The following is a 13,394-nucleotide window of genomic DNA, read 5'->3' on the forward strand; positions in this document are numbered from 1 at the left end:
AGTGCGCGCCAGCGATTCCACGCGTGGCATGATCCGGCTTCGCGGGGGCGAAGCCGACAATCGGGGAGATGGGGATGCGCATGTTGAAGGTGGGGATGTTGGCGCTGCTGCTCGCGTGCGCTGGCGCGCAGGCCGAAGACCGGCTGGCGGTGCAGGCGGCCGGCGAGAGCGTGATGACGATGCGGGTGGATGGCGAGTTGGTCGTCGGCACGCAGGGCGAGGTCGAGGCATACACGCTGCGCACGAAACTCGATCCGCAACTTCAGCAGATGCTGGCAAAGGCAATCCCGGCCTGGAAGCTGGTACCGATGCAGCAAGGCGGCCGGCCGGTCAGGGCCAGGACGCCAATGCGCATCACGTTGGCCGCATCGGAAGTGACGGGCGGATACGAAGTGAAGCTCGACAACGTGGTGTTTGCGCCGCTGACGAAGGAGGACTTTGCGGCGGCCAAGGCTGCCGAACGCGCCGCCGCCGAAGCGGGCGAGCGCATCGCGCCGGTGGGGGAGGAAGTAAAAGCGCTGGTGCTGGTATCGGCGAAGCGGCTGCAACCGCCTGGCTATCCGGTGGGGCTGATGCGCGCCGGCGTCGAGGGTCTGGTGCTGCTCAATCTGCGGCTCAATCCTGACGGCACGGTGGCGGAGGCCTTCGTCGCGCAGTCCAGCCTGTTCAACATCAAGGGCAGGTCGGAGATTCTGGACAAGGCGCGGGCGCTGCTGGAAAAGGAATCGATGCGAGCGGCGCAGCGCTGGACGTTCACCATCGAAGCCAGCGCCCCCGCTGCGTTGGACAACGAAGACCTCACCGTGAGGATGCCGGTGAAATTCGTGATGAATCTTCCGAAGAAGGACAAAGGCGAGACTTTTGCAGGCGACTGGCGCTACGAATTCCGTGGCCCCAACCTTCCCGCACCGTGGCTCATGGGGAAAGATGGAAACCAGGTCGTAGGCGTATCCGATCTCAACGACAGCGAACAGGTGTCGGGCGGCACGCCGTTCCGCCTGAGCGACCGCAGCATGTTGGGCCGGGCGCTCTGATCACCGGACCTGCTTCCTGATGCGAGGGCGGCGGCTTGCCGCCGCCGTTCAATCCGCCGTCACCAGCGCATCACCCTGCCCGCTGAGTGCCGCGTACACGGCCTCCGTTTCCGGGCGCACGCCGTGCCAGAGCAGGAAGCTTTCCGCCGCCTGTTCCACCAGCATGCCCAGCCCATCCACCGCGTGGCTGCAGCCGGCGGCGCGGGCCCAGGCGAGGAAGGACACTGCTGCTTCACCATAGCTCAGGTCCACTGCGGCGCTGCGCGGCGCCGCCAATCCCATCGGCAGCGCCGGCAGCGTGCCGCCGCGACTCGCCGAAGTGGCATTCACCAGCAGGTCGAAGCCGCCCAGCGCCGGCAGCGCGTCCCAGCCGCGCGCGTGGACGCGGCCTGGCTCGCCCATGGCATCGGCCAGCGCATCGGCGCGGGCGGGCGTGCGATTGACCACATACAGTTCGCCGATGCCGGCATCCAGCAAGGCCGGCGCGACGCCGCGCGCGGCGCCGCCAGCGCCCAGCAGCAACACGCGGCGCTGGCGCAGGTCGAGGCCGTGACGTTCGGTCAAATCACGCACCAGGCCAACGCCATCGGTGTTGTCGCCGTGCCAGCCGCTGCCCGCGCGGAGCAGCGTGTTGACCGCGCCGGAGCGTTGCGCGCGCGAACTGGTCTCGGCGCACAGCGCGAACGCATCCTCTTTCAGCGGCAGGGTGACGTTGGCACCCTGCACGCCACTGGCGGCCAGCTTCGCCGCAAAGTCGCCGTGGCCCGCTTCAACCGCCACGTAGTCCATCGAAACGCCGGTTTGCCTGGCGAATGCGGCGTGGATGCGCGGCGACTGCGAATGTGCGATGGGCGATCCGAAAACGGCGTAGCGCTGCATGGAATTCTCCCTGTCCGTTGTGGTGAGTCGTCCTTCAGCGCAACAGCACCCCTCCCCAGCCCACCCCTGCGACGCGAGGGAGGGGGCAGGAGCACGTCACGCTCGCAACCACCTTGCCACGTCCAGCGCGAAGTAGGTGAGGATGCCGTCGGCGCCGGCGCGCTTGAACGCGGTCAGCGCTTCCATCGCCACCAGCTTCTCGTCGATCCAGCCGTTGGCGGCGGCGGCCTTGATCATCGCGTACTCGCCGCTGACCTGGTAAGCATAGGTGGGCCGCTTGAACTGCTGCTTCACCCGGTACAGCACGTCCAGGTACGGCAGGCCCGGCTTGACCATCACCATGTCGGCGCCTTCGGCCAGATCCAGCGCCACCTCGTGCAGGGCTTCGTCGGAATTGGCCGGATCCATCTGGTAGGTGTACTTGTTGCCCTTGCCGAGGCTGCCGGCGCTGCCGACAGCGCTGCGGAACGGGCCGTAGAAGGCGCTGGCGTACTTGGCGCTGTAGGCCATGATGCGGGTGTGGATGAAGCCGGCCGCTTCCAGCGCGTTGCGGATCACGCCGATGCGCCCGTCCATCATGTCGCTGGGCGAGAGAATGTCCGCACCGGCGTCCGCATGCACCAGCGACTGCTTCACCAGCGCTTCGATGGTCTCGTCGTTGAGGATGTAGCCGGTCTCGTCGATCAGCCCGTCCTGTCCATGCGTGGTGTACGGGTCCAGCGCCTGGTCGCTCATCACGCCGAGTTCGGGGAAGCGCGCCTTCAGTGCGCGGATGGCGCGCGGGATGATGCCGTTCTCGTCCCAGGCGATGCGCCCATCGGCGGTCTTGGCATCCGGGTCCGGCACGCCGAACAGATCCAGCACCGGCACGCCCAGCTCCAGCGCCTGCTCGCCGACCTTCAGCAGTTCGTCGATCGACAGCCGCTCCACGCCGGGCATCGAACCGACCGGCGCGCGGCCTTTTTCTTCATGCACGAAGACCGGGTAGATCAGGTCATTGGCGGTGAGCACGTGCTCGCGCATCAGCCGGCGCGAGAAATCGTCGCGGCGCATGCGTCGCGGGCGGACGGGGAACTGGTTGGCGGTAGGCAGGGTCATGCCGCGCATTTTACGCCCGGCATGCGCCGGTCAGATCAGGCCGCCGCCCATCATCAGCCGGAACGCGCCGATCACGATCGCCACCACGTTGAGCAGCAGCCCGGTTTTGGCGCGGCCGCGATTGCCGGCAGACGTCACCGCGATGCCGATGGCGGCGATGATGGCGCCGACTGCCGCGAACGGAATCATGAACCAGTTGCCCCAGCCCAGCAGCGGGATGAACGCCAGCAACATCCACAGCAGGGCGACGATGCCCCAGATCAGACTGATGATGCCCATGTGTCGCGTGACTCCGCAGTGTGGGGAATGCCCACGATATGCAGGATGTCATCGCACAATGCAAGCGCGTCAGGCGTGGCTACCGTCGATCTCCACCAGTAGTTCACGCCGACAGACGTGGCCGTGCAGCACGATCCGCGGCACCTGCGGCAAGCGTGCTTGCAACAGCGCGTCCACCTGCGCCAACGCGTCGGCGTCGCGCACATAGACCTTCAGGCGCGACCCTTCTCCCAATCGCGTCGGCAGCTGGGGGCGACGCAGGCGGGCGATGCCGATGAGCGCGTCCAGATTGGCCAAGGCTTCCTCCAGCTGCGCGTCCAGCAAGGCGGCGTGCCGTGACGCATGCCCCACCACGGCAGCGGTGCCCGACAGCAGCAGCGGCATCGGCGTCGACGCCGGCAGCAGCGCGCGGGCGAAGCCGGGCGGCTGCGGGCCGTATTGGCGCGGGTAGCGCCAGGCCTGCACCTGGCGCGGGTTTTCCAGCGGCGTGCCGGGTCGCACCGACGACAGCCAATACAACTGGAAGCGGCCGGTGGGCTCAGGCTGGCCGATCGCAGTGGCGGCCGGCAGTTCTTCCGGCGCCAGCGCGCGACCGATGCCACGCGCGCGGCCCACGCAGAAGCGGCGGTAACGCTCGCCGTCGCCGTCGCCTGCGGTGATGGCATCCAGATAGTTCCAGATGCGCAGGGGATGCGGATGGTCGCTGTGCGCCAGCCAGCGTTGCAGGCGCGCATAGCCGTCGGCTGCCGCGCGTTCGATGTCGCCGTCGTCGGCGATCTCCAGCGCGCCGAAGCGCAACCCGCCAGCCTCGGCCCAGGCGATGCCGTCCTCACGCCCGCTGCGCACGGCTTGTTCGGCATACCAGCATTCCAGCGGGGCGTGCCCCTGCGCCGGTAGTGCCACGTGCAGGTAGCGCGGGTCGGCATGTGTCGTGGGGGCTGTCGCACCAAAGCCGAACACGGCCAGCAGCCGGGCATCGGCCAACAGGGCGTCGAGCGGCGCAGCGTGATACTGGACGCGCAGCGCAGCGGCAAGGAACGGCGGTGACTCGGGAGGCGAAAACATCGGATGCGGATGATACCCCGGCGCGCCATCGCCCCGACCATCGGCACGGGCACGGTTTGCCCGGCCGCGTTAGCATCGGCCGCTGCCACATGGCGAAACCACGACGAGGATCGGGATGGATGCGAAATACTGGCTGGTGGGAGCGTTGCTGGTGAGTGGCGCAGGAATGGCCCAGGCGCAGGCGGTGCACGTCACCCGCGCCGATTACGAGCGCGCGGCGAGCATGCTGGGCGACCGCACCTCGCCACTGGTGGACGACAATGTGCGCGCCAGCTACTGGCTGGATGATGACAGCCTGGTGTTCGGCAAGACCACGCAGGGCAAGACCCATTGGCTGCGTTTCGATCCGCGCAGCGGCAAGTCGCAGCCCGCGTTCAACCAGAAGGCGCTCGCCGACGCCATGAATCTTGCCGCCGCCGGCAAGGGCCGCCCGGCCGATGCCGACAAGCTGATGGTGCTGGGGGTGAAGCGCGAGGGCGCCGCCACCGTCATCAACCTCCCGTCCGGCAACTACCGTTGCAGCGATGCCGGCTGCAGCGCGGCCCCCGTGGCCAGCAGCGGCAACGAGCCGGGCAGTGCCTCCCCGGACGGCACGCGTGCGGTCTTCATCCGCGACTGGAATCTGTGGTTGCGCGATTTGGCCAGCGGCAAGGAAACCCAGCTCACCTTCGACGGCAAGCCCGACTATGGCTACGCCACCGACAACGCCGGCTGGCAGCACGATGACCGCGCCGTGGTGGTGTGGTCGCCGGACGGCCACAAGATCGCCACCTTCCAGCAGGACCAGCGCAAGACCAGCACGATGACGCTGGTGGGTACCAACGTCGGTGCGCCCAAGGTCGAGCAGTGGAAGTACCCGTTCGCCGGCGACAAGGACGTGACGATGATCGAACGGGTGATCATCGACCTGTCGGCGGCAACGCCGAAGCTCATCCGCCTGCAAATGCAGCCCGACCAGCATCGCTCCACCTGCGCCGACGACATCGTCTGCGGCAACGGGTGGGAAGACGTGCAGTGGGCGAAGGACGGCAACAGCCTGGCCTTCGTCAGCAGCGACCGCGGCCACAAGTGGGCGCAGCTGCGGGTCGCCGACGCCGCCACCGGCAAGGTGCGCGATGTGTATCGCGAAACCGTGGCCACCCAGTACCAGGCCGCGCCCGCGCTGGATTCGGTGAACTGGCGCTATCTGCCGGAGAGCAACGAATTCATCTGGTTCAGCCAGAAATCCGACTGGGGCCACCTGTACCTGCACGACCTGGCCACCGGCAAGGAAAAGCGCCAGATCACCTCCGGCGACTGGAACGTCACCCAGATCGCCCACCTCGATCCCGCCTCGCGCACCCTCTGGCTGCGCGGCGTGGGACGTGAAGCGGGGCGTGACCCGTACTTCGTCCACTACTACAAAGTCGGCATCGACAACGGCAGCGTGCAGCTGCTCACTCCGGAAAATGCCAACCACGCCATCACCGCGTCGGAAGACGGCAAGTACTTCGTCGATGTTCATTCCACCATCGACACCGCGCCAGTCGCGGTCGTGCGCGATGGCGACGGCAAGCAGGTAGCGGAACTCGCGAATGCCGACCTGACCCGCCTCAAGGCCGCCGGCTGGGTGGCGCCGGCGTCGTTCACGGTCAAGGCCCGCGACGGCAAGACCGACCTGTACGGCCAGATGTTCAAGCCGTCCAACTTCGATGCGTCGAAGAAGTACCCGATCATCACCTACATCTATCCGGGCCCGCAGGTCGGCTCGGTGCGCAGCCGCAGCTTCGTGGCCGCCCACGGTGACCATCAGGCGCTGGCGGAACTGGGCTTCATCGTCATCGCGGTGGACGGCATGGGCACGCCGCTGCGCAGCAAGTCGTTCCAGGATGCGTGGTACGGCAACATGGCCGACAACACCTTGCCCGACCAGGTGGCAGCACTCAAGCAACTGGGTGAACGCCATCCGTGGATCGACACCGCCCGCGCCGGCATGTGGGGCCATTCCGGCGGCGGAAATGCCACTGCCGCGGCGATGTTCCGCTACCCGGACATCTACAAGGTCGGCATCGCCGAATCCGGCAACCACGACAACCTGACCTATGAAGACGACTGGGCCGAGCGCTACCACGGCCTGCTGGACGAAAAGCCGGACGGTGGCAGCAACTACAGCGGGCAGGACAACGCCTCGCAGGCGAAGAACCTCAAGGGCAAACTGTTCCTGCTGCACGGCCTGATGGACGACAACGTGCCGCCACAGTCCACGCTGCAGGTGGTCGACGCGCTGATGAAGGCCAACAAGGACTTCGACCTGCTGCTGCTGCCGCACGCGCATCACGGCTATGGCATGGACAGCTATTACGTCATGCGCCGGCGCTGGGACTACTTCGTGAAGAACCTGCTGGGCGCCGAGCCGCCGCGGGAATTCGAGCTCAAGCCGCAATTCTGAGCAGCGTCAACCCGGCACACGCACGACGGCGCCACAGGGCGCCGTCGTCGTTTCCGGCGTCAGCGTGCGCCCTGCCCGAACAGGACGGTCTTTTCCGCGTCCGACAGCGGCTTGCCAGCGGCCGGGTTCACCTGCGCCGCCAGCGCGTAGGCGCGCTGCGTGGCCGGGCGCGCCGCCACGTCCTGCAGCCAGCGACGCAGGTTGGCGAACGGCGCCATGTCCAGCGGCGCCTTGGCATACGGGTTGTTGGCCCATGGATAAATGGCCATGTCGGCGATGCTGTATGCACTGCCGGCGACGAACGCACGGCCGTCCAGCCGCCTGTCCAGCACGCCCAGCAGGCGCTCGGTTTCCTTGCGATAGCGCTCGCGCGCATACGGGATCACCTCCGGCGCGTACACGTGGAAGTGGCCGTACTGGCCGCCCATCGGGCCCAATCCGCCCACCTGCCAGAACAGCCACTCGTCCACGACAATGCGCTGGCGCAGCGCGGATGCGGCGTCCGCACCGTCGGCAACGCCGGTAAAGCGCCCGGTTTTGGCGGCCAGGTACTGCAGGATCGCGCCGGATTCGAACACCGGAATCGGCGCGCCGCCGTCAGTGGGGTGATGATCCACGATCGCCGGCATCTTGTTGTTCGGCGAGATCGCCAGGAAGCCCGGTTCGAACTGCGCGCCCTTGCCGATGTCAACCGGCTTGATCGTGTAATCAAGGCCGGCTTCTTCCAGGAACAGGGTGATCTTGTGGCCGTTCGGCGTGGGCCAGTAATAGAGGTCGATCATGCGTTCGCGCTCCGTGCGTGGGGAACGCCACTCTAGCGCCGCGCGCGTTGCAGCAGCGACAACACGGCGTTGCGTTCTTCAGTGCCCTCCTTCAGTGCCCTCCGCTGGCGGCCAGCGAGTCCAGGTCAATGCCCTGCCGGCGCAAATGGACGCTGGCGCGCAGCGCGTAGAAGGCGAGATAGGCGAAACAGGCCACGCCGATCCAGAAGCTCATGTGCACGCCCACGCGGTCGGCCAGCACGCCCTGCAGCCAGCTGACGATGCCGCCGCCCATGATCATCATGATCAACAGGCTGCTGCCCTGGTTGGTGTTGCGGCCAAGCCCGGTGATGGCCAGCGCGAAGATGCACGGCCACATCGTGCTGCAGAACAGGCCCACGCTGATGAATGCAATGGTGCTGGCCTTGCCGGTGCTGAACATGCCCACCAGCAGCGCCGCGATCCCGCACAGCGCGAAATACAGCAACATCCGCGCGGGATTGCCGCGGCTCAGCAAGGTGGCTGCGATCATCACCATGATCACCCCGGCATAGCCGTAGAACTGGGTGACGTCGTGACTGGCGATGGCATTCACCGCCAGATACACGGCGAACGCCAGGAACGGCAGGATCAACATCAGCAGCCGGCGCACGCCCGCGCCGACCTCGAAGGCCCCGGCTGCGCCGGTCCATCGGCCAATCATCAGGCTGGCCCAATACAGCGACACGAACGGCGCGATCATCCATGTCTCCAGCCCCAGCCCGCCTTGCCCGACCGGCAACTCCAGATAAGCCGGCAAATTGCTGACCGTGGACACCTCCACGCCGACGTAAACGAAGATCGCCAGCATGCCCAGCACCAGCTGCGGATACGCAAACGCGGAGGTGGCATGTGCCAGCTTGCCGGCATCCAGGGCTTCCTCCCTGGCGACTTCCTCCAGGTCGATGTGATTGGGCACCGAGGAAAACTTCAGCAGCAGCGCCACCAGCACGAATGCCGCACCCAGCACCAGATAGGGAGTCTTCACGCTCTCGATGCTGGCGGTGGTGCCGCCGGCAGCCACGCTGCCGAAGATGGCGATGCTCACCAGCAGCGGGCCCACGGTGGTGCCCAGATTGTTGATGCCGCCGGCCAGGGTCAGCCGCTGCGCGCCGGTGGCGGGGTTGCCCATCACGATGGCCAGCGGATTGGCGGCGATCTGTTGCAGCGAGAAGCCCAGGCCGACGATGAACAGGCCGGACAACATCAGGCCAAACGAACCACTGTTGGCGGCGGGATAGAACAGCAGCGAACCCAGCGCGGACACCAGCAGGCCCAGGCAGATGCCGTTCTTGTAACCCAGCCGGTTCAACACGTCGCCGCCGATCAGCCGCGAGGCCGCGAAGTAAACCAGCGCGCCCACCGTATAGGCCACGTAAAAGGCGACCGACACCAGCTGGCTCTGTGCCTGGGTCAGGTCGAACGCCTTCTTGAACACCGGGATCAGGATGTCGTTGCTGGCAGCGACGAAGCCCCAGAAAAAAAACACCGTGATGAGAACGCCGAACTGCGACCATCGGGTTTGTTGGTGTGTCATGGGTATCCGCCGGCTGGAGTGGGGTGGTGAACGGGCGGCCGCGACGCAAAACGCCCCACTCCCCCGTCCCTGCAGTACAGCAGCCGCGCAGGCAGCCTGTACATAGCCAGCGCGTCGCTGCAAACGATTTCCTGGAAGATTCTGCGACCGCTGCCCCGCCATCCAGCCGGCAACCTTGCGCCGGGGCAGGCCGGTAGAATGGCGCGATGGATGTTTCCCACCTTCTCGACGGGCTCAACCCGGCCCAGCGCGAGGCCGTGTCCGCAGCGCCCGGCCATTATCTGGTCCTCGCCGGCGCCGGTTCCGGCAAGACCCGCGTGCTCACCCACCGCATCGCCTGGCTGCACGAGGTCATCGGCGTGCCGCTGCACGGCATCCTGGCGGTGACCTTCACCAACAAGGCCGCCGGCGAGATGCGCGCGCGCATCGCCGCGCAGCTGGGCGGCGAACCACGCGGGATGTGGATCGGCACGTTCCACGGCATCGCCCATCGCCTGCTGCGCCTGCACTGGCAGGACGCAAAACTGCCCGAAGCCTTCCAGGTGCTGGATTCCGATGACCAGCAGCGCCTGGTCAAACGCGTGCTGCAGTCGCTGGAAGTGGACGAGGCGCGCTTTCCGCCGCGCCAGGTGGCGTGGTGGATCAACGCACAAAAAGATGAGGGCCGCCGCCCGCAGCACATCCAGCCGGAAGCGGATGAATGGGCGAACGTCATGCTGCGTGCGTATCAGGAATACCAGACGCGCTGCGACCGCGCCGGCCTGGTGGATTTTGCCGAGCTGCTGCTGCGCGCGCATGAAGTGCTGCGCGACACCCCGGCGCTGCTGGCGCATTACCGGCACCGCTTCGGGCAGATCCTGGTGGACGAGTTCCAGGACACCAACGCCGTCCAGTACGGCTTCGTGCGCCTGTTGGCCGGCGATACGGGCCAGCTGTTCGTGGTCGGCGACGACGACCAGGCCATCTACGGCTGGCGCGGCGCGAAGGTCGAAAACGTGCAGCGCTTCCTGCACGACTTCCGCGCCGCGCAAACCATCCGGCTGGAACAGAACTATCGCTCGACGGCGAACATCCTCGGCGCCGCCAACGCCGTGATCGCGCATAACGAAGACCGTCTCGGCAAGAAGCTTTGGACCGATGCCGGCGACGGCGAACAGATCGACCTGTATGCCGCCTACAACGAAATCGACGAAGCGCGCTATGCGGTGGAACGCATCCGTCAATGGGTGCACGACGGCGGCGCGCATGCCGACGCCGCCATCCTCTATCGCAGCAACGCGCAGTCGCGCGCGTTCGAAGAAGCGCTGCTGGCGGCGCAGGTGCCGTATCGCGTGTACGGCGGCATGCGCTTCTTCGAGCGCGCCGAGATCAAGGACGCGCTGGCTTATTTGCGCCTGATCGCCAACCGCGACGACGATGCAGCGTTCGAGCGCGCGGTGAACACGCCGACCCGCGGCATCGGCGATCGCACCCTGGACGACATCAGGCGGACCGCCCGCGAGCACGGTGAATCCTTGTGGCGCGCGTCGCGCCGGCTATGCGAACACTCTGCGTTGGCTGCCCGCGCGCGCAATGCACTGGCCGCATTCATCGCGCTGATCGATCTGCTTGGCAGCGAAACGGCCGGGATGACACTGGCCGAAAAAACCGAACATGCGCTGGGCCGTTCCGGCCTGCGCGCCCATTGGGCGAAGGAAGGGCGCGGCGGGCTGGACTCGGAGTCGCGGATCGAAAACCTCGACGAACTGGTCTCCGTGGCGTCGCGCTTTTCACGCAGCGACGAAGACGATGCGGCGGGGATGCCGGAGCTGGTGGCGTTCCTCGGCTATGCCGCACTGGAGGCAGGCGAAGGCCAATCGGATGCCGGCGAAGACGGGGTGCAGCTGATGACCCTGCACAGCGCGAAGGGGCTGGAATTCCCGCTGGTGTTCCTGGTCGGGCTGGAAGAAGGCCTGTTTCCCAACATGCGCTCGGCCGAAGAGCCCGGCCGCATGGCCGAGGAGCGCCGGTTGGCCTATGTCGGCATCACCCGCGCGCGCCAGCAGCTGGTGCTCTCGCACGCCGAAACCCGCCGCCTCCACGGCAGCGACATGTACGGCCTGCCGTCGCGTTTCCTGCGCGAGATCCCGAAGGCCCTGCTGCGCGACATCCGCCCGAAACCGCAAGCCGCAGCCTTCCACCCTCGCGGCAGTTACCCGCAGGGCAACCGCGTCGTTCCGCGCGACCGTGGCCACGCCGCGCTGGAGGCCTCCCCCGTGCGAGTGGGTGCGAACGTGCGCCACCCGACCTTCGGCACCGGCTTCGTCACCGACGTCGAGGGCAGCGGCGCGCACGCGCGCGTGCAGGTGAATTTCGAGGACGTGGGCAGCAAGTGGCTGGTGCTGTCGTATGCGAACCTGACGCCGGCGTGAAGGCATCTCTTGTCCGTCATGCCCGCGAAGGCGGGCATCCAGCGTCTCGCGTTGCCGGCCTGTCACGAAAATCGAAGACAAAAGCCGGATCCCCGCCTTCAACCAGGTGATGGTTCGAGGCGCAATGCGCGTCTACAACTGGAACCCCACCGACCGCACCAGTCCTTCGCCCACGTCGCGCCACCAGCCCGGTGCGCGCGCCACATAGGCCGACGATTCGGCGCGCCGCGTTGCGAACCACCCGGCCAGCGCCTCGATCTGCACGGCGTCGTGGAACAGCACATTGAGTTCGTAGTTCAGGAACAGGCTGCGGCCGTCGAAGTTGATCGAGCCGCAGCTGGCGAAGCCCGCATCGATCACCAGTGCCTTGGCGTGCACCATCCGCGGCAGCAGGTGGATGCGCGCACCAGCGGCGGCCAGTTCGCGCAGGCTGCGCTGGCGGGCGATGTCGGCCAGCGCGTGGTTGGAGCGCGCCGGCAGCAGCAATTCGACCTGCACGCCGCGCCGTGCGGCCAGCACCAGCGCCAGTTGCAGTGCGTCGTCGGGGACGAAGTAGGGCGTGACGAGCAGCACGCGCGCGTCGGCGCGATGGATGGCGCCGAGGAACAGGTCGTAGGCGGTGTCGTTGCGACGGTCAGGGCCGCTGGGAAGCAGCTGGGCCAGCGGCCCGCCGGCAGCAGCAGGCGTGGGGGGCGCCGCCGCCGCGGGTTCACCGCCGGCCAACGCCCAGTCGCGGGCGAAGCCGGCGATGGCGTCGATCACGATGCCGCCTTCGACGACGATGCTGAGGTCGTGCCACGCCGGTGCATCCGGCGCGTCGAGGAAGTATTCGCGCGCCAGGTTGCGGCCTCCGCTCCACAGCGCGCGGTCATCGACGATAACCAGCTTGCGGTGGTTGCGCAGATTGTCGCGGGCGAACTGCGGGCGCAGCCGCAGCGGCGAAAACCAGCGGATCGTCGCGCCCGCTTCGCGCAGCATGCGCAGGCTGCGGCGGCGTCCCGCGAACGCGCCCACGCCGTCCAGCAGCACGCGCACCGCCACGCCGCGCGTGCGGGCGCGCGCCAGGGCTTCCGCAACGGGCAGGCCGACGGCATCGTCGCGGAAGATGAACATCTCGATGTCGATGCTACGGGTTGCGACATCCAGCAGCGCGAGCAACGCCTGCAGGGCGCCTGGACCGTCGGTGTCAATGGCGATCGCTGCGCAGCGTCGCTCGGGTGGCAGGTCCAGCCCGCGCGTCAGCGTCGCTGCCCACGGGGCATCGCCGGCCGGCGTGGTTGATGGCGGCGGATCCTCGCTGGCGCGCGCGTGCGCCAGCTTGCGGGAGCCGAACAGCAGATAGACCGGAAGCGCCAGGTAGGGAAAGGCAACCAGCGCGATCACCCACGCCATCGCCGACGCGGGCGAGCGCCTCTGGCGGCCGGAATGGGTCAGCGCCACGTACAGCAGCAACCCCGTGGCCACCGCTGTCGCATGCAGCAGCGGCAGCGCATCGACGGCGGCGGGGGAGAGCGCGAGCGGCATGCCCGCTCCGTTTACCAGCTGAACAGCTTGTAATACGTCATCGGCCCGCCCTTGCTGTCGCGCTCGTCGATGATGCCGTCGCCGTTGCGGTCGTAGATGTAATAGGTCACGCCGCGCGCCGGGGTGACTTTCACCATCGTCAGCGATCCGGCAACCCGATACTCGGTGATCACGTCGCCATTGGATTCGGTGCGGGTAACCGGCACCGCATCCTTGGGCAAGGTGGACTCGGGCGTAGCGGTGGCGCAGGCGGCCAGCAGCAGGGTCAGGGCGGTGGCAAGTGCGATACGCATGGTGAGGTCCTTCCGGGGAGTTGAACGAGTATGCGCGAAGCCCGGC

General features: G+C 67.3%; 11 protein-coding genes. 3 read left to right on the top strand and 8 right to left on the bottom strand.

Going from position 1 to position 13,394, the window contains the following annotated elements; all coding sequences use genetic code 11:
* Positions 1 to 95: 95 nt before the first annotated feature.
* Positions 96 to 1,034 (top strand): TonB family protein, encoded by a 939-nt coding sequence (locus tag LIW09_RS00355; protein WP_256646018.1) that lies wholly within the window; start codon positions 96 to 98, stop codon positions 1,032 to 1,034.
* A gap of 48 nt (positions 1,035 to 1,082) precedes the next feature.
* Here the strand turns inward: LIW09_RS00355 and aroE are convergent, their stop codons facing one another.
* From aroE to LIW09_RS00375, 4 genes are all read right to left on the bottom strand, one after another.
* Positions 1,083 to 1,913 (bottom strand): shikimate dehydrogenase, encoded by an 831-nt coding sequence (gene aroE / locus LIW09_RS00360; RefSeq protein WP_256646019.1) that lies wholly within the window; start codon positions 1,911 to 1,913, stop codon positions 1,083 to 1,085.
* 96 nt (positions 1,914 to 2,009) lie between these two features.
* The gene (gene hemB, locus LIW09_RS00365) at positions 2,010 to 3,011 is read right to left on the bottom strand and encodes a porphobilinogen synthase (protein WP_256646020.1); all 1,002 of its coding nucleotides are present in this window, start codon (positions 3,009 to 3,011) and stop codon (positions 2,010 to 2,012) included.
* A 30-nt stretch (positions 3,012 to 3,041) separates the two neighbouring features.
* Positions 3,042 to 3,290, bottom strand: coding sequence for a hypothetical protein (locus LIW09_RS00370; RefSeq protein ID WP_256646021.1), 249 nt, complete (start codon positions 3,288 to 3,290; stop codon positions 3,042 to 3,044).
* A gap of 69 nt (positions 3,291 to 3,359) precedes the next feature.
* The gene (locus LIW09_RS00375; RefSeq protein ID WP_256646022.1) at positions 3,360 to 4,355 is read right to left on the bottom strand and encodes a chorismate transformation FkbO/Hyg5 family protein; all 996 of its coding nucleotides are present in this window, start codon (positions 4,353 to 4,355) and stop codon (positions 3,360 to 3,362) included.
* Positions 4,356 to 4,470: 115 nt separating this feature from the next.
* On the opposite strand from LIW09_RS00375, the gene LIW09_RS00380 reads away from it, so the two are divergent.
* Positions 4,471 to 6,783 (top strand): S9 family peptidase, encoded by a 2,313-nt coding sequence (locus LIW09_RS00380; RefSeq protein WP_256646023.1) that lies wholly within the window; start codon positions 4,471 to 4,473, stop codon positions 6,781 to 6,783.
* A 59-nt stretch (positions 6,784 to 6,842) separates the two neighbouring features.
* Here the strand turns inward: LIW09_RS00380 and LIW09_RS00385 are convergent, their stop codons facing one another.
* Together LIW09_RS00385 and LIW09_RS00390 are read right to left on the bottom strand one after the other, a co-directional pair.
* Positions 6,843 to 7,565 carry a glutathione S-transferase N-terminal domain-containing protein gene (locus LIW09_RS00385; protein ID WP_256646024.1) on the bottom strand — a complete coding sequence of 241 codons (723 nt, stop codon included), beginning with the start codon at positions 7,563 to 7,565 and terminating at the stop codon, positions 6,843 to 6,845.
* A 91-nt stretch (positions 7,566 to 7,656) separates the two neighbouring features.
* Positions 7,657 to 9,120: an MFS transporter gene (locus tag LIW09_RS00390; protein ID WP_256646025.1), complete on the bottom strand. Its 1,464-nt coding sequence runs from the start codon at positions 9,118 to 9,120 to the stop codon at positions 7,657 to 7,659.
* 206 nt (positions 9,121 to 9,326) lie between these two features.
* Between LIW09_RS00390 and uvrD the strand changes: the two genes are divergently transcribed.
* Positions 9,327 to 11,531, top strand: coding sequence for a DNA helicase II (uvrD, locus tag LIW09_RS00395; protein ID WP_256646026.1), 2,205 nt, complete (start codon positions 9,327 to 9,329; stop codon positions 11,529 to 11,531).
* Between the two features lie 132 nt (positions 11,532 to 11,663).
* Here the strand turns inward: uvrD and LIW09_RS00400 are convergent, their stop codons facing one another.
* The gene (locus LIW09_RS00400; RefSeq protein WP_256646027.1) at positions 11,664 to 13,055 is read right to left on the bottom strand and encodes a phospholipase D-like domain-containing protein; all 1,392 of its coding nucleotides are present in this window, start codon (positions 13,053 to 13,055) and stop codon (positions 11,664 to 11,666) included.
* An 11-nt stretch (positions 13,056 to 13,066) separates the two neighbouring features.
* Positions 13,067 to 13,348, bottom strand: coding sequence for a DUF2782 domain-containing protein (locus LIW09_RS00405; protein WP_256646028.1), 282 nt, complete (start codon positions 13,346 to 13,348; stop codon positions 13,067 to 13,069).
* Positions 13,349 to 13,394: the final 46 nt, after the last annotated feature.

The organism is Thermomonas paludicola (assembly GCF_024498955.1).
GTDB lineage: Bacteria > Pseudomonadota > Gammaproteobacteria > Xanthomonadales > Xanthomonadaceae > Thermomonas > Thermomonas paludicola.